Source organism: Streptomyces sp. V4I8 (genome assembly GCF_041261225.1).
Classification (GTDB): Bacteria; Actinomycetota; Actinomycetes; order Streptomycetales; family Streptomycetaceae; genus Streptomyces.
Map to the genome: position 1 here is coordinate 8,193,408 of NZ_JBGCCN010000001.1, position 21,877 is coordinate 8,215,284.

Here is a 21,877-nt window from a genome sequence, read left to right on the forward strand (position 1 = left end):
GCGAGCTACGAAGACGAGCGGTCGAGCTTTGGCACCGGGTGCCAGTCTTCCCGGGTACGGCTGGGAACGCCCGCGGAGCAGTCGGGCGCTTCTGAACAGTGGATACTAGTTTCCTCATGGTGGAAGTTCAATCGTTTGTTGATGTCGAGATTCTCTGAGTCGAGGCAACGTGGCTCTGGGTGCCACCGCACTTACTCAAGGTGGGCGAGATCGGCCTCCGTGTCGATGTCGTACGGCCGCGCCACGTCCCCGCACTCGACGAGCCTGATCGCCTCCTCCCGCTCCTTCAGATAGGCGCGTGCCCCTCGATCACCGGTCGCAGTCGCCGCGACGCCCGCCCAGTGCGCGGCGCCGAAGAGCACGGGATGACCGCGTACGCCGTCGTAGGCGGCCGAGACGAGCGACGTCTCGTCCTCGTACGCGGCGAGCACGCGCGCCACCGCGACCGGTCCGATGCCGGGCTGGTCGACGAGCGAGACGAGGGCCGCCCCGGCCCCCGTGCCGGTGAGCGAGTCGAGCCCGGCGCGCAGCGAGGAGCCCATCCCCTCGGCCCAGTCCGGGTTCTCCACCAGGACACAGTCAGCGAGCTCCGCCTGCTCCCGTACGGCGCCGGCCTGCGCGCCCAGCACCACGTGCACCCGGGTGCAGCCGGCCGCCCGCAGCACCCCGACGGCGTGCTCGACGAGGGGCCGGCCGCGGTGCCGTAGCAGTGCCTTGGGGCGTCCGCCGAGCCGTCGCCCACCTCCGGCGGCGAGCAGCAGACCGGTGACCAGGGGGGCTTGTTTCTCCGTCATGGGTCCTGCATACCTGACGCCCGCAAGGCCGCCGGGTCTCCTTGGGCTGAATATCGGTCCGCACGGTGGCGCGCCCGGCACCGGTGGCGTTTACTGACCCGCGTCCCCGGCGCCCGACCATCGTCCAGGGAGCTCGACGGGGGATGCGTACTGCAGGCGCACAACGGCGTGCGAGGGGGAGTGCTTTGTTGCGGAGCTTGGGGCAGAGGCCGGTGACGGGCAGCGACGAGGATGTGAGGGTGGTGGAACTGCGGACGGCGGTCTCCCGCCTGCGCCGCGAACTCGCCGCGCATCCCGCCGAGTTCCCCGACCGTGGGATCGCCGAGGACGAGCTCGCCGCTCTCGCCGCGATGACGATCGACGGCGCCCCCGAAATCCCGCGCCTGCGCCGGTCGTTGCTGTTGATCGCCGGGGCGATCGGCTCCGTGAGCGCACTGGCCCGTGGACTGTCGGACGTACGCGACGCGGTGGACCTGTTCGGGGAACCGCCGCGCCGCTGACTCGCCGTGCGGCCCCGCTCAGATGTCGACGACCAGTTCGTAGCCGCCGCTCCGCATGTCCTCGCACAGGGCGTGGACGACGTCGAAACGCTTGCCGAACTCGGAAGAGCCCTGCCAGGCCCGCATCGAGTCGAGATCGCCCCAGGCGGCGAAGGACACGAAGGAGTTCGGGTTCCGCAGGTCCCGGACCAGACGCGCCCCGAGGAACCCCTCGTTCGCCTCCTTGGTTTCCCCCTGCTCCCGGGCTAGGGGGTGTTTCGAAAGTCCCGCACAGCGCCCGCGGCGCCCGGCACGCACCCTCGCCGCACCGGCCAAAGGCCCAAGTACGTCCAGTACGAGGGCCTTCGTCCGGCACTCCCCCAGCCTTCGTCCGGCACTCCCCCAGCCTTCGGCCGGGGGGACCCCCAGGGCACGCACCGGACACCGCGGTCACCGCACGGGACGTTCGCAACCCCCCCTAGGCCGTCGGCCCCGAGCTGGCCAGTGCCTCCGACAGCTCCGATGCCACCTGCTGCAGCACGGGCACGATCTTGTCCGTCGCCGCCTCCGTGACGCGGCCCGCGGGGCCCGAGATCGAGATGGCGGCGGCGGTGGGGGAGTCGGGCACCGAGACGGCGAGGCAGCGGACGCCGATCTCCTGCTCGTTGTCGTCGACCGCGTAGCCGGCCTGGCGTACGTCCTCCAGGGCGGCGAGGAAGCCCTCCGGGGTGGTGATCGTCTTCTCCGTCGCGGCCGGCATGCCGGTGCGGGACAGCAGCGCGCGCACCTCGTGGTCCGGGGTGTTCGCGAGCAGCGCCTTGCCGACCCCCGTGGAGTGCGGGAGCACACGCCGGCCCACCTCGGTGAACATGCGCATCGAGTGCTTGGACGGCACCTGGGCGACGTAGACGATCTCGTCGCCGTCCAGCAGGGCCATGTTCGCGGTCTCGCCGGTCTCCTCGACCAGCCGGGCCAGGTACGGCCGGGCCCAGGTGCCCAGCAGCCGGGACGCGGACTCGCCGAGGCGGATCAGGCGCGGGCCGAGGGCATAGCGGCGGTTGGGCTGCTGGCGGACGTATCCGCACGCCACGAGCGTCCGCATGAGGCGGTGGATGGTGGGCAGCGGCAGCCCGCTGCTCGCGGACAGCTCGCTCAGGCCGACCTCGCCGCCGGCGTCCGCCATCCGCTCCAGCAGGTCGAAGGCGCGCTCGAGTGACTGGACACCGCCACCGTTGTTGGCTTTGGCGGGGTCGGTGGTGCTGGCGTTGGACGTCGGCACGGCGCGTTCCTTTCGGGACCGGTGGGAAGGGCAGAAGCCTACCCGCCAGTCGGTTGACTCCCCGCTTGTGCGTAGCTACGTTCTGCTTGCCGAAATTGTAATTCCACTTTGTGGAAATGTACAGAGAGTGCGGGGCGGGTGCACTGTGGAGAAGTGTGCCCTTGACGGCGCGGGAACGGGAGTGAAGACTCCTTCAACAGAAAGTTGAATTCCGCTACACGGAAGTCAATGGCGGCAGAGAGGGGTCCGGGTGTCCGACGCTGAACTGGTGCTGCGCTCGACGCGAGTCATCACCCCGGAAGGGACACGGGCCGCCTCGGTCCTGGTCTCCGCCGGCAAGATCACGGCCGTACTCGGGTACGGCGCCGAAGTCCCGTCCGGCGCCCGGCTGGAGGACCTCGGCGACGACGTCCTGCTGCCCGGTCTGGTCGACACACACGTGCACGTCAACGACCCGGGCCGCACCGAGTGGGAGGGCTTCTGGACCGCCACCCGCGCCGCGGCGGCCGGCGGCATCACCACCCTCGTCGACATGCCGCTCAACTCCCTCCCGCCCACCACGACGGTCGGGAACCTCCGCACCAAGCAGGACGTGGCCGCCGACAAGGCGCACATCGACGTCGGCTTCTGGGGCGGCGCCCTGCCCGACAACGTCAAGGACCTGCGCCCGCTGCACGAGTCCGGTGTCTTCGGCTTCAAGGCATTCCTGTCGCCGTCCGGCGTGGACGAGTTCCCGCACCTCGACCAGGACCAGCTCGCCCAGTCCCTGGCCGAGATCGCCTCCTTCGACGGCCTGCTGATCGTGCACGCCGAGGACCCGCACCACCTCGACGCCGCCCCGCAGCAGGGCGGCCCCAAGTACGCGGACTTCCTCGCCTCGCGCCCGCGCGACGCGGAGGACACCGCGATCGCCCAGCTGATCGCCCAGGCGAAGCGCCTCCACGCGCGCGTGCACGTCCTTCACCTCTCGTCGAGCGACGCGCTCCCGCTGATCGCCGAGGCCAGGCGGGACGGCGTACGGATCACCGTCGAGACCTGCCCGCACTATCTGACCCTCACCGCCGAGGAAGTCCCGGACGGCGCCAGCGAGTTCAAGTGCTGCCCGCCGATCCGCGAGTCCGCCAACCAGGACCTGTTGTGGCAGGCGCTGGCCGACGGCACGATCGACTGCGTGGTGACCGACCACTCGCCGTCCACGGCCGACCTGAAGACCGCCGACTTCGCGACCGCCTGGGGCGGCATCTCCGGCCTTCAGCTGAGCCTCGCGGCCGTATGGACGGAGGCCCGCAAGCGCGGGCACGGCCTGGAGGACGTCGTCCGCTGGATGTCCGCGCGCACGGCCGAACTGGTCGGGCTCGACGACCGCAAGGGCGCCATCGCGGCGGGCCGGGACGCCGACTTCGCCGTCCTCGCGCCCGACGAGACCTTCACCGTGGACCCGGCCGCCCTCCAGCACCGCAACCGCGTGACCGCGTACGCGGGCAAGACCCTGTACGGCGTCGTGAAGTCCACCTGGCTGCGCGGCGAACGCATCGTCGCGGCCGGCGAGTTCACCGACCCGAAGGGGCAGCTGCTCACCCGCGCCCACTGACCCCCTCACCCGCCCCCCCCGCACCGGCCGACTCCAGAAAGGCAGAACCACCACCGTGACGGCGATACCGAGCTTCACCGGCGACGCGAACCCCTATGGAGGCGGCGACCCGTACGCGGACTACCGCACCGCCGACTTCCCCTTCACCCAGTACGCCAACCTCGCCGACCGCCGGCTGGGCGCCGGTGTCATCGCCGCCAACGACGAGTTCTTCGCCCAGCGCGAGAACCTGCTGGTGCCCGAGCGGGCCGAGTTCGACCCCGAGCACTTCGGGCACAAGGGCAAGATCATGGACGGCTGGGAGACCCGCCGGCGGCGCGGTGCCTCCGCCGAGCACCCGTGGCCCACGGCCGAGGACCACGACTGGGCGCTGGTGCGCCTCGGCGCGCCCGGCGTGATCCGCGGGATCGTCGTCGACACGGCCCACTTCCGCGGCAACTACCCGCAGGCCGTCTCCGTGGAGGGCACGTCGCTGCCGGGCTCGCCCTCGCCGCAGGAGCTGCTGGCGGACGACGTGAAGTGGACGACGCTGGTGCCGCGCACCTCGGTGGGCGGGCACGCGGCGAACGGTTTCTCCATCGACGTCGAGCAGCGCTTCACCCACCTGCGGGTCAACCAGCACCCCGACGGCGGCATCGCGCGCCTGCGCGTGTACGGAGAGGTGGCACCGGACCCGAAGTGGCTCGAGGTGCTCGGCACGTTCGACGTGGTCGCCCTGGAGAGCGGCGGCCAGGTCGAGGACGCCTCCAACCTCTTCTACTCACCCGCCACCAACACCATCCAGCCGGGCCGCTCCCGCAAGATGGACGACGGCTGGGAGACGCGCCGCCGCCGCGACCAGGGCAACGACTGGATCCGCTACCAGCTGGTGGCGCAGTCCCAGATCCGGGCGATCGAGATCGACACGGCGTACCTCAAGGGCAACAGCGCCGGCTGGGCGTCGGTGTCGGTGAAGGACGGCGAGGACGGCGAGTGGACCGAGGTCCTCCCGCGCACCCGCCTCCAGCCCGACACCAACCACCGCTTCGTCCTGCCGACCCCCGCGGTGGGCACGCACGCGCGCGTGGACATCTTCCCGGACGGCGGCATCTCCCGCCTGCGCCTGCACGGCTCGCTGACCGAGCAGGGGGTGGCGGGGCTGGCGGCCCGGCACCAGGAGCTGGGCGGCTGAGACGCCCGGTCCGCCGAACCCGTGGGGCGCACCGGCCCGGACAGCACCGGTGCGCCCCACGACATGTCACGCGGCGTACCCGCCGTCCACCGCGAACTCCGTGCCCGTGACGTAGTCCGCCCCGGCCAGGTACGCGACCGTCGCCGCCACCTCGTCGGCCGTACCGAAGCGCCCCAGCGCGGTCATCGCCGACTGGACGGGTGCGTACGGGCCGTCCGCCGGGTTCATGTCGGTGTCGACGGGGCCAGGGTGGACGATGTTCGCCGTGATGCCGCGCGGGCCCAGCTCGCGCGCCAGGGCCTTCGTCAGGCCGATCAGGGCCGACTTGCTGGTCGCGTAGAGGGTTCCGCCGGGGCCCGGCACCCGCTGCGTCATACATGTGCCGATCGTGATGATCCTGCCGCCCTCGCTCATACGGGCGGCCGCCGCCTGGGAGGTCAGGAAGACGCCCCGGACGTTCACCGCGAGGACGCGGTCCACGTCCCCGAGCGCCAGGCCGTCCAGCGGGGCCAGCACACCGATACCGGCGTTGTTCACCAGCACGTCCAGGCCGCCGAGCGCCTCCACGGTGAGTTCCACCGCGCCCGCCGCCTCGTCCGCGTCCGCGGCGTCCGCCCGCAGCGCCACGGCCCGGCGGCCCAGCGCCTCCACGGCCCGTACGACCTTCTCGGCCGCCTCCTTGCCGTTCACATAGGTCACGGCGACGTCCGCGCCCTCCCGAGCGAGCCGCAGCGCCGTCGCCGCGCCGATGCCGCGACTGCCTCCGGTGACCAGGGCCACCTTGCCGTGCAGGGTTCCCCGAGTGCTTGTCGTGGGTCCGTAAGTGGTTGTCATACGTCCATCCCAGCGCCGCGAGAGACGAAGTGCTGGCGGCGAACGGACACCGAGATCCGAGGGCGGAACGAGGCGGAACCCACGCCGATGAGTTGCGGGTGCCGGAGAGGTCTGAGGTGATGACAACAGATCCCACCCCGGAAAGAGGCACCTCTCATGGGCAAGCTCGTCTCCACCCTCTTCGTCACGCTCGACGGTGTCTACCAGGCCCCCGGCGGCCCGGAGGAGGACACCCGCGGCGGCTTCGAGCACGGCGGCTGGAGCTTCCGCTACGCCGACGACGACTTCGGCCGGTTCATCAACGACGTCTTCGGCCGCCCGGGGGCCTTCCTCCTCGGACGCCGTACGTACGACATCTTCGCGGCGTACTGGCCCAAGGTGACCGACCCCGCCGACCCGGTCGCCGCCAAGCTGAACGGGTTGCCTAAGTACGTCCCCTCCTCGACCCTGGCGAACCCCGGGTGGGCCGGCACCACCGTGATCGGCGGCGACCTCGCCAAGGAGGTCACCGCGCTCAAGGAGCGCACCGACGGCGAGTTGCAGGTCCACGGCAGCGGTGCCCTCGTCAGGTCCCTGCTGGACCTCGGGCTCGTCGACACCCTGCACCTGCTGACCTTCCCGGTCGTGCTCGGCACGGGCCACCGGCTGTTCACGGAGGGCGCCGTGCCCACCGCGTTCCGGCACACCGGCGGCAGCGTCACGAGCACCGGCGTCGCCATCAACTCCTACGACCTGGCGGGCCGCCCCGAGTACGGCTCGTTCGCCCTCCCGGAAGATGCCTGACCAGCCGTCCTCGGCGTTCTCGCACGACCTCATGAAGATCGCGTGAGGACGCCGGGACGTACGTTAACTTCCCGAAAACTCATCGGACTTGCCGGGAAAATCTCCAACTTTGACATTGACATGCCACTGTCTACGCGCGTCATCATGAAGCCATGAGATTCCCCCCACGAATCACCCGCATCGGCGCCGCGGCCGCCGTCCTGTCCGCCCTCCTCGTCGGCGGCACCGTCACCGCCACGCCGGCGGCCGCCGCGGTCGGCAGCATCTGCTACAGCGACCTGCCCTCCCAGGCGCACGACACGCTCGACCTGATCGAGCAGGGCGGCCCCTACCCGTACTCGCAGGACGGCACCGTCTTCCAGAACCGGGAAGGCATCCTGCCCAGCCAGTCGTCCGGGTACTACCACGAGTACACGGTCATCACGCCTGGTTCCTCCACGCGCGGAGCGCGCCGGATCGTCACCGGTGAGGAGAACCAGGAGGACTACTACACGGCCGACCACTACGAGTCGTTCGACCTGGTCAACTACGGCTGCTGAGCCCGTAGGCCACGGTCGGCGCCGAGGAACGGTGCGACCAGCCGGAGGCCCGGTCCGCGTTCAGCCGGACTTCCGGCTGCTCCCGGCGGCCGCGAACAGCGCGACCGCCAGCACGAGCAGTGCGACGCTCGCGTAGATCCCGTAGCCGTCGAGGAAACCGATCCGCTGGACGAGACCCCAGTCCCAGTCGGTGAACTCGTTCAGCAGGCCCGCGACGCCCTGCACCAGGGCGATGACTCCGAGGAACTCCAGCAACTGCTTCATGCCATGACTCTCGCCCCGCGGACCCCCCACGCCTATCGGCCGCGGGGCGAGCCATGGCAGACGGAAGTTCCCGTTCCGGGCGGGCCCGCCGCGTCCAAAGTCTGTACTGGCGCGACTTTGGTCGGCGATCACGCCGGAGGAGGCGCGCCGCGGGCGGCCACTGCGTAGATTTGTCGATCGTGAGTGGTGACAAGTCGGTGCACGCACCGCAGGCGTTCACGGTGCGGCGCTGGTTGCTGCCCTCAGCCCTGGTGAAGGAGTTCGATCTCGACCCCGAGCGCTCCGGGCGGCCCCGGCGCACCGCGCGCGACTGGGTGGTCGACTTCTTCTGTTTCCTGCTCGCCGTGACCCTGGGTCTGCTGACCGCGGACACGGTGGCCGACGAGAACATCCCGGTCGGCCTCGCCGCCTTCGACCAGATCCTCGGCACGCTCGCCTGCGCGGCGGTGTGGCTCCGGCGCCGCTGGCCGGTCGGGCTCGCCATCGCGATGGTCCCGGTCTGCTTCGTGTCGAGTACCGCGGGCGGCGCCGGCGTTATCGCCTTCTTCACTCTCGCCGTGCACCGGCCCGTCCGGTACGTGGCCTGGGTGGGCGGCGCGTCCCTGGCGCTGACCCCGCTGTTCTTCTGGCTGCGCCCCGACCCCGACCTTTCGTATGGCTGGGCGATCTTCGTCGGTGCGATGCTGACGGGTGGGGTCGTCGGCTGGGGCATGTTCGTCCGGTCCAAACGGCAGCTCATGCTGAGCCTGCGCGACCGTGCCCGACGCGCCGAGACGGAGGCGCGGCTGCGTGCCGAGCAGGCGCAGCGGCTCGCCCGCGAGGCCATCGCCCGGGAGATGCACGACGTCCTCGCCCACCGGCTGACGCTGCTCAGCGTGCACGCGGGCGCACTGGAGTTCCGGCCCGACGCGCCCCGCGAGGAGATCGCACGGGCGGCCGGCGTCATCCGCGAGAGCGCCCACGAGGCCCTCCAGGACCTGCGGGAGATCATCGGCGTGCTGCGCGCGGGCGAGTCCGACGACTCCGGCCGCCCCCAACCGACCCTCGCGGCGCTGGAAGCACTGGTCACGGAGTCCCGCGAGGCCGGCACGAAGGTCGTCCTCGACCAGCACGTCACCGACCCCGCCGCCGTCCCCGCCGCCGTCGGCCGCACCGCCTACCGCATCGCCCAGGAGGGCCTGACCAACGCCCGCAAGCACGCGCCCGGCACGGAGGTCACGGTGACGGTGACCGGCGCTCCGGGCGAGGGGCTGTCCGTGTCGGTACGCAATCCCGCGCCCGAGGGCGAGGTCCCCCACGTTCCCGGCTCCGGCCAGGGCCTGATCGGCCTGACGGAACGGGCGACGCTCACGGGCGGGCGGCTGCAGCACGGGCCGGTGGCGGACGGCGGGTTCGAGGTGCGGGCCTGGCTGCCGTGGGGGTGACGCGCGTCGGTCCACGCGTGGCGTGCTCAACAAGCGCCCCGGCGCGCGCTGTTGCGGGCCGCGCGGCGTTCCTCACCGCGACTCCACGCCGTCCGGCCCCCGCGCCCCGCACAACCGTGATTACGTGTGGCACATGACTGCGATCAGACTCCTCCTCGTCGACGACGACCCGTTGGTCAGGGCCGGGCTGTCCTTCATGATGGGCGGCGCCGACGACATCGAGATCGTCGGCGAGGCGGCCGACGGCGACGAGGTCGAGACGCTGGTCGACCGCACCCGGCCGGACGTGGTCCTGATGGACATCCGGATGCCGTCGGTCGACGGACTCACCGCCACCGAGCGGCTGCGCGGCAGGAAGGACGCCCCGCAGGTGGTGCTGCTGACCACCTTCCACGCCGACGAGCAGGTGCTGCGCGCCCTGCGGGCCGGCGCCGCCGGGTTCGTACTCAAGGACACCCCGCCCACCGAGATCGTCGAGGCGGTGCGCCGGGTCGCGGCCGGCGACCCGGTCCTGTCGCCCACCGTCACCCGCCAGTTGATGGACCACGCGGCGGGCGCGGCCGCCGACACCCGCCGGGCACGCGCGCGTGAACGGCTCACCGCCCTCAACGACCGCGAACGCGAAGTCGCCGTCGCGGTGGGCCGGGGCCTGGCCAACGCGGAGATCGCCACGGAGCTCTACATGAGCGTCGCCACCGTCAAGACCCATGTCTCCCGCGTCCTGGCCAAGCTCGACCTCAACAACCGTGTGCAGATCGCCCTGTTGGCGTACGACGCGGGACTTCTGGAGGAGTCGGAGGAACCGGAGGAGGACGGGCACTAGGCGGTGCTCCCGCTCGTTGTCGAGGTGGTGGGAGGGGGAGCGTCATGGCGGACGTGATCGACCTGGGGGAGTTCGGAGCGCGGTTCCGCACCGACCCGCATTCCGTGTACGCGCGGCTGCGCGAGCGCGGTCCGGTGCACCGGGTGCGGCTGCAGGTGCCGGACGAGCACCACGAGGCGTGGCTCGTCGTCGGGTACGAGGAGGCGCGTGCCGCGTTCGCCGACCCGCGGCTGGCCAAGGACGGCAGCAAGATCGGGGTGACGTTCCTCGACGAGCAGTTGATCGGGAAGTATCTGCTGGTCGCCGACCCGCCCCAGCACACCCGACTGCGCGGCCTCATCACGCGCGCGTTCACCATGCGCCGCGTCGAGCAACTCCGGCCGAGGATCCAGCAGATCACCGACGAACTGCTCGACGCGATGCTGCCGCGCGGCCGGGCCGACCTCGTCGACTCGTTCGCCTATCCGCTGCCGATCACCGTGATCTGCGAACTGCTCGGCGTGCCCGAGATCGACCGCACGGAGTTCCGCAAGCTGTCCACGGAGGCCGTCGCGCCGACGAGCGCGGAGAGCGAGTACGACGCCTTCGTGCGCCTCGCCGCGTACCTCACCGAGCTCATCGAGGACAAGCGCCGCACCGGGCCGAGCGCCGACCTGCTCGGCGACCTGATCCGCACCACCGCTGAGGACGGCGACCGGCTCTCGCCGGAGGAACTGCGGGGGATGGCCTTCATCCTGCTCATCGCGGGCCACGAGACCACGGTCAACCTCATCACCAACGCCGTCCACGCCCTGCTCACACACCCGGACCAACTGGCCGCCCTGCGCGCCGACATGACCCTGATCGACGGCGCGATCGAGGAGGCGCTGCGATACGAGGGGCCGGTGGAGAACGCCACGTTCCGATTCGCCGCCGAGCCCCTGGAGATCGCCGGAGTGCCGATCGCGCGGGGCGAGGCGGTGATGATCGGCCTCACCGCCGCCGACCGCGACGGCGCCCGCTTCCCGGCCCCGGACCGCTTCGACATCCACCGCGACGCCCGCGGCCATCTCGCCTTCGGCCACGGCATCCACTACTGCCTGGGCGCACCCCTGGCCCGCCTGGAAGCCCGTACGGCGATACGGTCCCTGCTGGAGCGCACTCCGGGCCTGGCCCTGGACGGGGCGCCGGGGGAGTGGCTGCCGGGCCCGCTGATGCGTGGGGTGCGGAGTCTTCCGGTGCGCTGGTAGTGGAGCGCCCACCGAGGCCGGTCGGGCCCGGCGGTCCTCACAGCGCCGCGGTGGGAAAACCGCCCGGAATCTCCGCGAGCGCGACCGGTCTTCGCTCCCGCCGCGACCGCTCGCACGCCTCCGCGATCCGCAGCGCCTGCAGGGCCTCCCGCCCGTCGCAGGGATTGGCCCGCTCCCCGCGCACCACCTCCACGAACGCGTTCAGCTCCGCCTCGTACGCGGGCCCGAACCGCTCCAGGAACCCGGACCACGGTTTGTCCGCCGCGGGCGGCCCGGTCGGCTCGGTGGACGCGATCGGCGTCCGGTCGTCCAGGCCGACCACGATCTGGTCCGCCTCCCCGGCCAGCTCCATGCGCACGTCGTATCCGGCGCCGTTCAGCCGGGTCGCCGTGGCCGTGGCGAGCGTGCCGTCGTCCAGCGTGAGCAGCACCGCCGCCGTGTCGACGTCGCCCGCCTCACGGAACATCGCGGGCCCGGCGTCCGACCCGGCCGCGTACACGTCGACGACCTCGCGCCCGGTCACCCAGCGCAGCACGTCGAAGTCATGGATCAGCGTGTCCCGGTACAGCCCACCGGACAGCGGCAGCCAGGCGGCCGGCGGCGGCGACTGGTCGCTGGTCAGCGCGCGCACGGTGTGCAGACGCCCGAGCCGCCCGGACCGCACCGCGTCGCGCGCGCCCACGTACCCCGCGTCGAAGCGGCGCTGGAACCCCATCTGCAGGATCGTCCCGGCCGTCTCGACCTCACCGATCGCGTGCAACGTGCCCGGCAGATCGAGCGCGATGGGCTTCTCGCAGAACACCGGAAGGCCCGACCTCGCTGCCCGGCCGATCAGTTCGGCGTGGGCCGACGTCGCCGTCGTGATCACCACCGCGTCCACGCCCCACCTGAAGATCTCGTCCACCCCCGGCGCGGCTGTCTCCCCCAGCCCGTGCGCCAGCTCCTGGGCCCGCGCGACGTCCGCGTCCGTGAGGATCAGCGACCCGACGTCGCGGTGCCGGCTGAGCGTGTTGGCGTGAATCGTGCCGATGCGGCCCGTACCGATGACCCCGATGCGCATGGAAACAAAGTGGGGGTTCAGTGCGTACGCTGTCAATGCATATGTCCGGACAATCGAACTACACGACTTCCCGTCAACAACGCGTAGAGCTACGCTCGGCCCGTGCCGAAACCAGAAGTGGACCCGACCGTGGAACTCGAGCTCAGTGTGGACCGGAGCAGTCCGGTGCCTTTGTACTTCCAGCTGTCCCAGCAGCTCGAGGCCGCGATCGAGCACGGAGCGCTCACCCCCGGCAGCCTGCTGGGCAACGAGATCGAACTCGCCGCACGCCTCGGCCTGTCCCGGCCGACCGTCCGCCAGGCCATCCAGTCGCTGGTCGACAAGGGTCTGCTGGTACGCCGCCGAGGCGTCGGGACGCAGGTCGTGCACAGCCAGGTCAAGCGCCCGCTGGAGCTCAGCAGCCTCTACGACGACCTGGAGTCGGCCGGCCAGCGCCCGGCGACCAAGGTGATCGTCAACACCGTCGTCCCGGCGTCCGCCGAGGTCGCGGCCGCCCTGGGGGTGGCCGAGGACAGCGACGTACACCGCATCGAGCGGCTGCGCCTCGCGCACGGTGAGCCCATGGCGTACCTGTGCAACTTCCTGCCGCCCGCCCTGATCGACCTGGACACCGCGCAGCTGGAGGCCACCGGGCTCTACCGGCTGATGCGGTCCGCCGGGATCACCCTGCACAGCGCCCGGCAGACCATCGGCGCGCGCGGCGCCACCGCCGCCGAGGCGGAACGGCTCGCGGAGGAGGAGGGCGCCCCCCTGCTAACCATGCAGCGCGTCACCTTCGACGACACGGGCCGAGCGGTCGAGTACGGCACCCACACCTACCGCCCGAGCCGGTACTCCTTCGAGTTCCAGCTGCTCGTACGGCCATGAGTGCCGCTGTCGTACGGACTTGACCGGGGGCGCAGGAACACCGCAGTGGTCGTAATGTCCGGACAAGTTGCTGTGACCCGCGCCGCCCTTTGCCGCCCCGTTCGGCACCCAGCGTGAGCGTGCGGCAGAATCGGGCCTGATGAGCACCTACCGCGACTTCACCGCCCCCATCGGCTCCCGGCGAGCCCCCGTGCTCCGCACCGTGGGACCCCGGGAGCGCCGCTCGCACCTGACCGCACCCCGTGTGCCGACCGTCGGGATCGACATCGGCGGTACGAAGGTGATGGCGGGTGTCGTAGACGCCGACGGCAACATCCTGGAGAGGCTCCGCACGGAGACCCCGGACAAGTCCAAGAGCCCGAAGGTCGTCGAGGACACGATCGTCGAGCTGGTGCTGGACCTGTCCGACCGGCACGACGTGCACGCCGTGGGTATCGGCGCGGCCGGCTGGGTCGACGCCGACCGCAACCGCGTCCTGTTCGCGCCCCACCTGTCCTGGCGCAACGAGCCCCTCAGGGACCGCCTCGCCGGGCGGCTCGCGGTGCCCGTCCTGGTCGACAACGACGCCAACTCCGCCGCCTGGGCCGAGTGGCGCTTCGGCGCCGGACGCGGCGAGGACCACCTCGTCATGATCACGCTGGGCACCGGCATCGGCGGCGCGATCCTGGAGGACGGGCAGGTCAAGCGCGGCAAGTACGGCGTCGCCGGTGAGTTCGGCCATATGCAGGTCGTGCCCGGCGGCCACCGCTGCCCGTGCGGCAACCGCGGCTGCTGGGAGCAGTACAGCTCCGGCAACGCGCTGGTCAGGGAGGCCCGCGAGCTGGCCGCCGCCGACTCGCCGGTGGCGTACGGGATCATCGAGCACGTCAAGGGCAACATCGGCGACATCACCGGCCCGATGATCACCGAGCTGGCCCGCGAGGGCGACGCGATGTGCATCGAGCTGCTCCAGGACATCGGCCAGTGGCTCGGCGTCGGCATCGCCAACCTCGCGGCCGCCCTGGACCCGTCCTGCTTCGTGATCGGCGGCGGTGTCTCGGCCGCCGACGACCTGCTGATCGGCCCCGCGCGGGACGCCTTCAAGCGCCACCTCACCGGCCGCGGCTACCGCCCTGAGGCCCGCATCACCCGCGCCCAGCTCGGCCCCGAGGCCGGCATGGTCGGCGCCGCCGACCTGGCCCGCCTGGTCGCCCGCCGCTTCCGGCGCGCCAACCGGCGCCGCGTGGAACGATACGAACGCTACGCGCGGTTCGCCGAGGCCCGCCGGTCGCCGTCGCAGGGGTCGGCGTGACCGTGTCCGTACCCCGCCAGGCCGACTCCCCGGACGAGCCGCAGCAGCCGACCGAGGACCGCCGCCACATGATCCGCCGCAGGGCGCTCACCCTGCTCATCATCGTGCTGCTCATCGGCGTCCCGGCCGGCTATCTGGTGATCTCCGCCAACCAGAGCCGCGACAGCGGCAAGGACAAGGAGGAGAAGTACTCGGCGACCGGGCTCACCCGGCACTGGCCGTCGAAGGTCCAGCGCCGCCTGTACCAGGTCCCGATCCCGGACTGGTCGTACCAGGTCGCGTACTACGAGACCAACAACTGGAAGACCAGCCGGCTCTACGTCCAGTTCCAGACGGCCGACAAGAACCTGGACTGGTTCTTCGACACCATGGGCGTCACCCGGGACGAGCTGAAGCGGGACGCCATCACCATCAGTGCCCGCGACCAGAAGATCACCGGCTGGGACTTCAGCGGCCCCGGCCCGTGGTACGGCTTCGTCCACAAGCAGAAGAACCCGGCGCCCACTCAGGACGTCGTCATAAACATGTCCGACCCGGCCAATCCGTTCGTGTACGTCGTCTCGCGTACGGTCCCCTGATCACCCCGTGCGGTCCAGGCCCTGTCCAGGGTCCGCGACGGCCGCCGGAGCCGATTGTCAGACCCCGCCCGTAGAGTCGGAGACGGTTGATCCGACTCATGGGCGGGAGGTGACAGGACGTATGAGCGACAGCGTCGCGCACAGCAGTGGCGCCGCGGTGGCCGAGCAGGCGAGGGGGGCCGTCCCGGTCCGGCTCGCGGCCGTCTTCCTGCCTGCCTCCCTTCCGCGCGAGGGGCGGATGGCCTTCTGGGACCCGGAGGGCGGCCCGCTGCCCGCCGAGGACACCGAGCTCACTGTCGTACGACGCCATGGAGCAGGCGTCCGCCGCCGGACCACCCCCGCGCTGTCGTTGCCGCTCGACGAGGCACTGCCGCTGCTCGTGCGGGCCCGGCGGGACCCGGCCGCCCACCCCGCCACCGCCTGCTGGGGCGCGGCCGCACTGCACGCGCTCCGCCTCACCGCCCGCGGCCGGCTGCTGCCCGGCCTGACGCCGACCGGCCACGACGCCTGGCGGGCCGGCCCGCTCGACCCCGACGACATCGCCCACCTGCGAGCCGTCGCCGCCGCCCTGCCCCACGAAGGCCACGCGGTCCCCCTGCCCGGCCCGGGCCCGCTGCGGCTGCCCCAGCCCGAGGCGCTGATGCGGTCCTTCCTTGACGCGGTCGCGGACACCCTGCCCCGCACCCCCGCCGCGCCGCACGCCTCCGGGAAGCCCTTCGCCGCGCGCGAGGCGCAGCGCCTGCCCGACGCCCACGACTGGGCGGCCGAGGTCGCCGCCGGCATGGACGCGGGCGTACGGATCTCGCTCCGCCTCGACCTGTCGGCGTACGACCTCTTCGACGACGACGGCGCCGGCGTACGCAGCGCGGGCGCGGCGATCGTCCAGGTGCACAGCCTCGCCGACCCCACCCTGGTGGCCGACGCGGCCGCCCTGTGGTCGGGCCAGGCGGACGCGGCCTTCGGGCCACGCGCGCGGGTGGACGCGGCGCTGGCGGTGCGGCGCGCGGCGCGCGTGTGGGGGCCGCTCGACCGGCTCTCCGAGCAGGAGGTGCCCGACGTACTGGCGCTGTCCGAAGAGGAGTTGGGCGACCTGCTGGGCGTGGCGGCGACCCGGCTCGCGGCCGCCGGAGTGGCGGTGCACTGGCCCCGGGACCTGGCGCAGGACCTGAGCGCGGCCGCGGTCGTACGGCCCGCGCCGGGCTCGGCGACCGACGGCACCGGCTTCTTCGAGAGCGAGGAACTGCTCCAGTTCCGCTGGCAGTTGGCGATCGGCGGCGATCCGCTCTCCGAGACCGAGATGGACGCCCTCGCCGAGGCGCACCGCCCGGTCGTCCGGCTGCGGGACCGCTGGGTGCTGGTCAACCCGGCCCTCGTCCGCAAGGCCCGCAAGCGGGAACTGGGCCTGCTCGACCCGGTCGACGCGCTGTCCGTCGCCCTCACCGGCAGCGCCGACGTCGACGGCGAGGCCGTCGAGGCGGTACCGGTCGGCGCCCTGGCGGCCCTGCGCGACCGGCTGACGGCCGGGGTGCGCCCGGCCGAGCCGCCGCCGGGACTGCGGGCGACCTTGCGGGACTACCAACTCCGGGGCCTGGCTTGGCTGGACCTCATGACGTCCCTGGGGCTCGGCGGTTGCCTCGCCGACGACATGGGCCTCGGCAAGACGATCACGGTCATCGCCCTGCACCTGAAGCGCGCAAGGACGGCCCCGACCCTCGTGGTCTGCCCGGCGTCCCTGCTGGGCAACTGGCAGCGGGAGATCACCCGTTTCGCGCCGGGCGTCCCCGTCCGCCGCTTCCACGGCCCGGACCGCACCCTGGAGGACATGGACGGCGGCTTCGTCCTGACCACGTACGGCACGATGCGGTCGACGGCACCGACGCTGGCGGCGCACACCTGGGGCATGGTCGTCGCCGACGAGGCACAGCACGTCAAGAACCCGTACTCGGCGACGGCGAAGGCCCTGCGCACCATCCCGACACCCGCGCGCGTGGCCCTGACCGGCACACCGGTCGAGAACAACCTCTCCGAACTCTGGGCGCTGCTCGACTGGACGACACCGGGCCTGCTCGGCCCGCTCAAGTCCTTCCGCGCCCGGCACGCACGCGCGGTGGAGAACGGCGAGGACGAGGAGGCGGTCGGCCGACTGGCCCGTCTGGTGCGCCCCTTCCTCCTGCGCCGCAAGAAGTCCGACCCGGGCATCGTCCCGGAACTGCCCCCCAAGACGGAGACCGACCACCCGGTCCCCCTCTCCCGTGAACAGGCCGCGCTGTACGAGGCGGTGGTGCGGGAGTCGCTGTACGCCATCGAGACGGCGGAGGGCATGGCGCGCCGCGGCATGGTCCTGAAGCTCCTCACCTCCCTGAAGCAGATCTGCGACCACCCGGCGCTGTACCTGAAGGAGGAGACAGCGGCGGCGACCGAGCGACTGGCCGCCCGCTCCGGCAAGCTGGCGCTGCTGGACGAACTGCTGGACACCCTGCTGGCCGAGGACGGCTCGGCGCTGGTCTTCACGCAGTACGTGGGGATGGCCCGCCTGATCACCTCCCACCTCGCGGGGCGGGCGGTCCCGGTGGATCTGCTCCACGGCGGTACGCCGGTCCCGGACCGCGAACGCATGGTGGACCGCTTCCAGAGCGGTGCGACCCCGGTCCTGGTCCTCTCCCTCAAGGCTGCGGGCACTGGCCTGAACCTGACCCGCGCGGGCCATGTCGTCCACTTCGACCGATGGTGGAACCCGGCCGTCGAGGAACAGGCCACCGACCGCGCCTACCGCATCGGCCAGACCCAGCCCGTCCAGGTCCACCGCCTCATCACCGAAGGCACGGTCGAGGACCGCATCGCGGAGATGCTCGAGTCCAAGCGGGCCCTGGCCGACGCGATCCTCGGCTCCGGCGAATCGGCCCTCACGGAGTTGACGAACCGTGAGCTGGCCGACCTCGTGTCGCTGCGGAGGGAGTCATGACGGGGGTGGGGGAGCGGGGACGTGGTGCGGGCGGGCAGCCAGAGATGGGCGGGGGCGAGCGGGAGCGGGACCGCGCTTCGAGGGTGGATGAGTTGAGCGGGCGGGAGGAGTCGAGCGGGCGGGAGCCGAGCGGACGGGAGGAGCCGAGCGGGCCGGGGGAGCCGAGCGGACAGGGGGAGCCCGAGCTCCGACCGGCCGACGTGGCACGCCGGGCGTTGCGGGCTGCGCGGGAACGGCGGGAGGGGGCGCAGGAGCGGGACGTGGAGCAGGGGACGTCTGCCGAGGAGGAGTTGGCAGCGGACGAGCTGACCGGCACGCCCGCCCGTCCCGGAGCCCGGCCGGGCGATGAGGCCCGTGCAGCGCTGCGGCGTGCGGTCGCCGCCAGGCGGGGCGGAGGCGGGGGCGAGGGCGCCGAGGGCGAGGCGAGGGGATCCGCGTCGCGCGGTGCTGCTGAGGAGCAGGGGGCGGCCGCTGCGAGTTCTTCTGCCGGGGTACGGCGTGCGTCGCCGGATACCTCGGACATCTCAGGTGCGTCGGACACCTCGGGCGTTCCTGACGGTGAGCGGGCCGTGTCGTCGGGTTCCGCCGAGGCGGGGCACGTCTCGGCCGACCTTTCCGGCGGCGGCCGGGAGCTGCCTGACGAGGACACCGCCCGGGATCGGGCAGCGCCGGTCGGTGCTTCCGCCGCGGACGCCTCCGTCGCCGGTCGGGATGTGTCGGACGCCTCCGCCGACCACCAGGACGAGCCGGCTGCAGAAGCGGGATCCGCCCCGGAGGCGCTCGACCCCGTCTCCGGCCGGTCAGGGGCACGTCCCGCCGATGCCGCCCGGGAAGCGCTGCGCGCCGCCTTGGGGGAGAGGCGTCGGGCGGCCCAGGCGGATGAGGCCGACCGGGGAGCCAAGGGCACGCGACGGTCTCGGCGACCGGCGCGGACCACTTCCGGGGGCGGCGGTTCCGACAGCCTTCGGGCGCGTGACGTAGGGGCGTTGCTCGCCGGTGCCTTCCGGATGCCGTCCTCGGACTCGCCCCTCGGCGATGACTTGGGCGCGCCCGATCCGGCTGCCGCACCACAGCGGAACGTACCCACGAGCCCCGCATCGGAGGGGCGCCCCGGCAGCGCTTCCTCCACCGGGCACTCCGAGCCTCCCGAGCCCCCCGCGCACCCCGAGCCCGCGGCACCCCAGATCCCCCGCTCCATGGCCGCCCCGGGCCGGGACGGTGAACTCCGCCGTACTTTCCCCGCCTTCGCGCCCCGCCCGACGGACGACACCCGCTTCGCCGAGACCTGGTGGGGCAACGCCTGGGTGACCGCCCTGGAGGAGGGCGCGCTCGATGCCAAGCGGCTCGCCCGCGGACGCGGTTACGCGCAGGAGGGGCACGTAGATGCCATCACCGTGACGCCGGGGCTTGTGCTGGCGTATGTGCGGGGGAGCCGGCCGCGGCCGTATCGCGTGCAGGTGCGGCTGCGGACGCTGGGCGACGACGACTGGGCGCGCTTCCTGGATGCCGTGGCCGAGCGGCCGGGGCACATCGCGGCGCTGCTGGACAAGGTGATGCCGCAGTCCCTCGCGGAGTGCGGGGTGCCCTTGTTGCCCGGCCCCGGCGACCTCGATCCCTATTGCAGCTGCCCCGACCGCGGCCACCCCTGCAAGCACGCCGCCGCCCTCTGCTACCAGACAGCACGTCTGCTGGACGCCGACCCCTTCGTACTGCTCCTGTTGCGCGGCCGGGGCGAACGCGGGCTGCTCGACGCCCTGTCCCGCCGCAACGCCGCACGCGCGGCCCGCGCCGCGCAGGAACAGGGACCGGCGCCCCAGGCAGGCGTACGGGCCACCGAAGCACTGGCCCCTGACCGCCGACTGCCTTCCCTCCCCGCCCCGTTGCCCGTGCCTCCGCATCCCGAGCAGCCGCCCGTCTACCCGGCGGCACCGGGCGGCCCGGACCCCTTCGCGCTGGACCAGCTGGCGACCGACGCGGCCGCCCGCGCGCACGCCCTCCTCAGCGCCGGCCGTGACCCGGTGGCCGAACTGACCTTGTGGCAGGACGCGGTCCGGCTCGCCGCCGCCCGGCCCGGTTCCGGCCTCACCGCAGGCACCCGCGCCCTGTACTCCTCCCTCTCCACCGCCGCCGACCGCACCCCGGCCGAGCTGGCCCGCGCCGTCGCCGCCTGGCGCCAGGGCGGTCTCGAAGGGCTCGCCGTGCTCGAAGAGCCCTGGGACCCGCCGGCCGGCCGCTTCGACCGGGCCCGCCCGCTCCTGCTCGCCGCCGACCTCCCCGCCTTCCGTCCGTGGCGCAATCGGCTCACCCACCCCCGTGGCCATGTCCAACTCCGTCTCGGCCGCGACGGCCTCTGGTACCCGTACGAATCGGAACCGGGCCACGACGACTGGTGGCCCCGCGGCACCCCCGACCTCGACCCGGTCGGCGCCCTCACCGGCCTCGGCGCCTCACCGGAGGGCTGACCCGGCGGCCGGGCGCTCCACTGCTCCGGCCGGCCACGACGGTGGCCGCCTGGGCCGCCCCTGGAGCAATTACACTTCCGCGAAGTCGCCGCGCGACAGCGCAGTTGGCCAGAAACGAATGGTGGGAGAGGCCATGTCAACGGGGGGATGGGGTCCTGGACCCGGCATGGGGCAACCCGGCGGCAACGGACCGGGAGGGCAGGTCTGGGGCGCTCCATACGGGCCGCCGCCCAACGCCCCCTACGGCCCGCCCGCACCGCAGCCGGGCCCGTACCCGAATCCGTACCCCAACGCGAATCCGTACCCCAACGCGAATCCGTACCCCTACGGCCCACCACCCGCGGCGCCCGTCCCCGTTCGGCGCCGGCGCAGCCGCCTCTGGTACTTCTCCGTCTTCTTCCTCGCCGGCGCCATCATCCGCTCCGCGCACCGCGTCGCCACCCGGCTCTTCGTACGGGAGGGCGACGGCCGGATCGAGGACCGCACCGTGGACCGCGTCCAGATGGCTCGCACGGTGCTCGGCGCCGCGGCCACCCTCGCCCTGATCCTCGTCTACGGCGTGGAGGCGGACCGCTGGGAGAACGCGGCGGCCGACGGCATCGGCAACCTGATCATCGCCCCGGTCCTGCTCATCTGCGCCGGACCGCTGGTCATCCTGGGATTCATCTACTACGCGCCCGCGCATCTGCGTCCGCAGATGCGCTCCCGGCTCCGTGCCCCGCTCAAGGCGGTCGGCTGGTACCTGCTGACGGTGCTGGTCATCGGCGGAGTCCTGTACGGGACGGCCCAGATGGCGATCGACGAGCGGAAGGACTGGGTGGCCGTGGTGGTCGCCCTCGTGGCGACGGCCGTGATCGTCTGGGGATTCCCCTTCTTCTTCCTGGCGTCGCTGTACTCCGCCCGCAGCGCCTTCAACACGGCCCACGTCCACCCGATGCTCCCGCCCGTGGTCACCGCGGTGCTGGTGTGGGTGCTCGCGGCCTTCAACCTGGCCTACAGCGGCATGCCGGAGGGCCCGCCGGCAGTCCAGTTCTGCTCGTTGCTGGGCGGGCCGGTGTCGGTGACCGCCGTCTCGCTGTGGGAGATGAGGCGGATGCGGACCCGGTTCGGGGTCACCGTCCGAGGCTGAGCCGAACCGGCGCCCCGGAAAGCCGTGTGAGGGTTACCGGCTGATGTGAGGGAGCCAGGTGTGAGGACCTGGGGCCCAAGGGGCCGGCGGTCGGAAAGGCCGGTTGGCGTGGAGCGGTGAGTGAGACGAAGACCCCTGCCCTCCAGTACCGCTTCGACGGCCCGGAAGACGCCCCGGTGATCATCCTCGGCCCGTCCCTCGGTACGACGTGGCACATGTCGTAGTGAGGGAGGGCGTGGGGCTCCCGCTCCCGCGCCTGGGTCCGGCTGGTACCGATCGAACGGTCCACGATCACGCGTAGCTCCACGGGGGCGCCGG

The 21,877-nt window shown here is 72.4% G+C and carries 20 protein-coding genes; 14 read left to right on the forward strand and 6 right to left on the reverse strand.

Features of this window, described 5'->3' with window-relative positions; all coding sequences use genetic code 11:
- Positions 1–191 precede the first annotated feature (191 nt).
- On the reverse strand, positions 192–794 hold the full coding sequence (locus tag ABIE67_RS37150) for an NTP transferase domain-containing protein (protein ID WP_370265941.1): 603 nt from the start codon (positions 792–794) through the stop codon (positions 192–194).
- A 212-nt stretch (positions 795–1,006) separates the two neighbouring features.
- Here ABIE67_RS37150 and ABIE67_RS37155 point away from each other — a divergent pair, with 212 nt between their 5' ends.
- Positions 1,007–1,294 (forward strand): DUF5955 family protein, encoded by a 288-nt coding sequence (locus tag ABIE67_RS37155; RefSeq protein ID WP_370265942.1) that lies wholly within the window; start codon positions 1,007–1,009, stop codon positions 1,292–1,294.
- Positions 1,295–1,312: 18 nt separating this feature from the next.
- On the opposite strand, the gene ABIE67_RS37160 is transcribed toward ABIE67_RS37155, so the two are convergent.
- Both ABIE67_RS37160 and ABIE67_RS37165 read right to left on the reverse strand, forming a co-directional pair.
- The gene (locus ABIE67_RS37160) at positions 1,313–1,591 is read right to left on the reverse strand and encodes an antibiotic biosynthesis monooxygenase family protein (RefSeq protein ID WP_370265943.1); all 279 of its coding nucleotides are present in this window, start codon (positions 1,589–1,591) and stop codon (positions 1,313–1,315) included.
- A gap of 160 nt (positions 1,592–1,751) precedes the next feature.
- The gene (locus tag ABIE67_RS37165) at positions 1,752–2,552 is read right to left on the reverse strand and encodes an IclR family transcriptional regulator (protein WP_370265944.1); all 801 of its coding nucleotides are present in this window, start codon (positions 2,550–2,552) and stop codon (positions 1,752–1,754) included.
- A 250-nt stretch (positions 2,553–2,802) separates the two neighbouring features.
- Here ABIE67_RS37165 and allB point away from each other — a divergent pair, with 250 nt between their 5' ends.
- Together allB and alc are read left to right on the forward strand one after the other, a co-directional pair.
- On the forward strand, positions 2,803–4,143 hold the full coding sequence (gene allB, locus ABIE67_RS37170) for an allantoinase AllB (protein ID WP_370265945.1): 1,341 nt from the start codon (positions 2,803–2,805) through the stop codon (positions 4,141–4,143).
- 55 nt (positions 4,144–4,198) lie between these two features.
- Complete coding sequence (gene alc, locus ABIE67_RS37175; RefSeq protein WP_370265946.1) at positions 4,199–5,314, forward strand: allantoicase; 1,116 nt, start codon at positions 4,199–4,201, stop codon at positions 5,312–5,314.
- A gap of 66 nt (positions 5,315–5,380) precedes the next feature.
- On the opposite strand, the gene ABIE67_RS37180 is transcribed toward alc, so the two are convergent.
- A complete protein-coding gene (locus ABIE67_RS37180; protein WP_370265947.1) occupies positions 5,381–6,148 on the reverse strand; it encodes an SDR family oxidoreductase in 768 nt (255 codons plus the stop codon).
- 156 nt (positions 6,149–6,304) lie between these two features.
- Here ABIE67_RS37180 and ABIE67_RS37185 point away from each other — a divergent pair, with 156 nt between their 5' ends.
- Both ABIE67_RS37185 and ABIE67_RS37190 read left to right on the forward strand, forming a co-directional pair.
- On the forward strand, positions 6,305–6,931 hold the full coding sequence (locus tag ABIE67_RS37185) for a dihydrofolate reductase family protein (RefSeq protein ID WP_370265948.1): 627 nt from the start codon (positions 6,305–6,307) through the stop codon (positions 6,929–6,931).
- Positions 6,932–7,083: 152 nt separating this feature from the next.
- Positions 7,084–7,470, forward strand: a complete 387-nt coding sequence (locus ABIE67_RS37190; protein ID WP_370265949.1) for a ribonuclease domain-containing protein — start codon at positions 7,084–7,086, stop codon at positions 7,468–7,470.
- 60 nt (positions 7,471–7,530) lie between these two features.
- Here the strand turns inward: ABIE67_RS37190 and ABIE67_RS37195 are convergent, their stop codons facing one another.
- The gene (locus ABIE67_RS37195) at positions 7,531–7,734 is read right to left on the reverse strand and encodes a hypothetical protein (RefSeq protein WP_370265950.1); all 204 of its coding nucleotides are present in this window, start codon (positions 7,732–7,734) and stop codon (positions 7,531–7,533) included.
- Positions 7,735–7,913: 179 nt separating this feature from the next.
- On the opposite strand from ABIE67_RS37195, the gene ABIE67_RS37200 reads away from it, so the two are divergent.
- The 3 genes from ABIE67_RS37200 to ABIE67_RS37210 all read left to right on the forward strand — a co-directional run bounded on the left by ABIE67_RS37200 (position 7,914) and on the right by ABIE67_RS37210 (position 11,210).
- Positions 7,914–9,158, forward strand: coding sequence for a sensor histidine kinase (locus ABIE67_RS37200; RefSeq protein WP_370265951.1), 1,245 nt, complete (start codon positions 7,914–7,916; stop codon positions 9,156–9,158).
- A gap of 133 nt (positions 9,159–9,291) precedes the next feature.
- Positions 9,292–9,981, forward strand: a complete 690-nt coding sequence (locus ABIE67_RS37205; protein ID WP_370265952.1) for a response regulator — start codon at positions 9,292–9,294, stop codon at positions 9,979–9,981.
- Between the two features lie 44 nt (positions 9,982–10,025).
- The gene (locus ABIE67_RS37210; RefSeq protein WP_370265953.1) at positions 10,026–11,210 is read left to right on the forward strand and encodes a cytochrome P450; all 1,185 of its coding nucleotides are present in this window, start codon (positions 10,026–10,028) and stop codon (positions 11,208–11,210) included.
- 37 nt (positions 11,211–11,247) lie between these two features.
- Here ABIE67_RS37210 and ABIE67_RS37215 read toward each other — a convergent pair whose 3' ends face one another.
- Positions 11,248–12,270, reverse strand: coding sequence for a Gfo/Idh/MocA family oxidoreductase (locus tag ABIE67_RS37215; RefSeq protein ID WP_370265954.1), 1,023 nt, complete (start codon positions 12,268–12,270; stop codon positions 11,248–11,250).
- Positions 12,271–12,399: 129 nt separating this feature from the next.
- On the opposite strand from ABIE67_RS37215, the gene ABIE67_RS37220 reads away from it, so the two are divergent.
- The 6 genes from ABIE67_RS37220 to ABIE67_RS37245 all read left to right on the forward strand — a co-directional run bounded on the left by ABIE67_RS37220 (position 12,400) and on the right by ABIE67_RS37245 (position 21,559).
- Positions 12,400–13,137, forward strand: a complete 738-nt coding sequence (locus ABIE67_RS37220) for a GntR family transcriptional regulator (protein ID WP_370269322.1) — start codon at positions 12,400–12,402, stop codon at positions 13,135–13,137.
- 139 nt (positions 13,138–13,276) lie between these two features.
- The gene (locus ABIE67_RS37225) at positions 13,277–14,428 is read left to right on the forward strand and encodes an ROK family glucokinase (protein WP_370265955.1); all 1,152 of its coding nucleotides are present in this window, start codon (positions 13,277–13,279) and stop codon (positions 14,426–14,428) included.
- Positions 14,425–15,006, forward strand: a complete 582-nt coding sequence (locus ABIE67_RS37230; RefSeq protein WP_370265956.1) for a sugar kinase — start codon at positions 14,425–14,427, stop codon at positions 15,004–15,006. The genes ABIE67_RS37225 and ABIE67_RS37230 overlap by 4 nt, the downstream gene beginning before the upstream one ends.
- A gap of 121 nt (positions 15,007–15,127) precedes the next feature.
- The gene (locus ABIE67_RS37235) at positions 15,128–17,968 is read left to right on the forward strand and encodes a DEAD/DEAH box helicase (RefSeq protein WP_370265957.1); all 2,841 of its coding nucleotides are present in this window, start codon (positions 15,128–15,130) and stop codon (positions 17,966–17,968) included.
- A 290-nt stretch (positions 17,969–18,258) separates the two neighbouring features.
- A complete protein-coding gene (locus ABIE67_RS37240) occupies positions 18,259–20,430 on the forward strand; it encodes an SWIM zinc finger family protein (RefSeq protein ID WP_370269324.1) in 2,172 nt (723 codons plus the stop codon).
- A gap of 166 nt (positions 20,431–20,596) precedes the next feature.
- Positions 20,597–21,559, forward strand: coding sequence for a hypothetical protein (locus ABIE67_RS37245; protein ID WP_370265958.1), 963 nt, complete (start codon positions 20,597–20,599; stop codon positions 21,557–21,559).
- The last annotated feature ends 318 nt before the right edge of the window (positions 21,560–21,877 follow it).

Bases quoted from the DNA above. Each gene is read 5' to 3' on its own strand.
- ABIE67_RS37195 (WP_370265950.1), bottom strand. From the start codon at position 7,734: ATGAAGCAGTTGCTGGAGTTCCTCGGAGTCATCGCCCTGGTGCAGGGC.
- ABIE67_RS37245 (WP_370265958.1), top strand. From the start codon at position 20,597: ATGGGGCAACCCGGCGGCAACGGACCGGGAGGGCAGGTCTGGGGCGCT.
- ABIE67_RS37225 (WP_370265955.1), top strand. From the start codon at position 13,277: ATGAGCACCTACCGCGACTTCACCGCCCCCATCGGCTCCCGGCGAGCC.
- ABIE67_RS37210 (WP_370265953.1), top strand. From the start codon at position 10,026: ATGGCGGACGTGATCGACCTGGGGGAGTTCGGAGCGCGGTTCCGCACC.
- ABIE67_RS37185 (WP_370265948.1), top strand. From the start codon at position 6,305: ATGGGCAAGCTCGTCTCCACCCTCTTCGTCACGCTCGACGGTGTCTAC.
- ABIE67_RS37205 (WP_370265952.1), top strand. From the start codon at position 9,292: ATGACTGCGATCAGACTCCTCCTCGTCGACGACGACCCGTTGGTCAGG.
- ABIE67_RS37150 (WP_370265941.1), bottom strand. From the start codon at position 794: ATGACGGAGAAACAAGCCCCCCTGGTCACCGGTCTGCTGCTCGCCGCC.
- ABIE67_RS37235 (WP_370265957.1), top strand. From the start codon at position 15,128: ATGAGCGACAGCGTCGCGCACAGCAGTGGCGCCGCGGTGGCCGAGCAG.
- ABIE67_RS37215 (WP_370265954.1), bottom strand. From the start codon at position 12,270: ATGCGCATCGGGGTCATCGGTACGGGCCGCATCGGCACGATTCACGCC.
- ABIE67_RS37180 (WP_370265947.1), bottom strand. From the start codon at position 6,148: ATGACAACCACTTACGGACCCACGACAAGCACTCGGGGAACCCTGCAC.
- ABIE67_RS37190 (WP_370265949.1), top strand. From the start codon at position 7,084: ATGAGATTCCCCCCACGAATCACCCGCATCGGCGCCGCGGCCGCCGTC.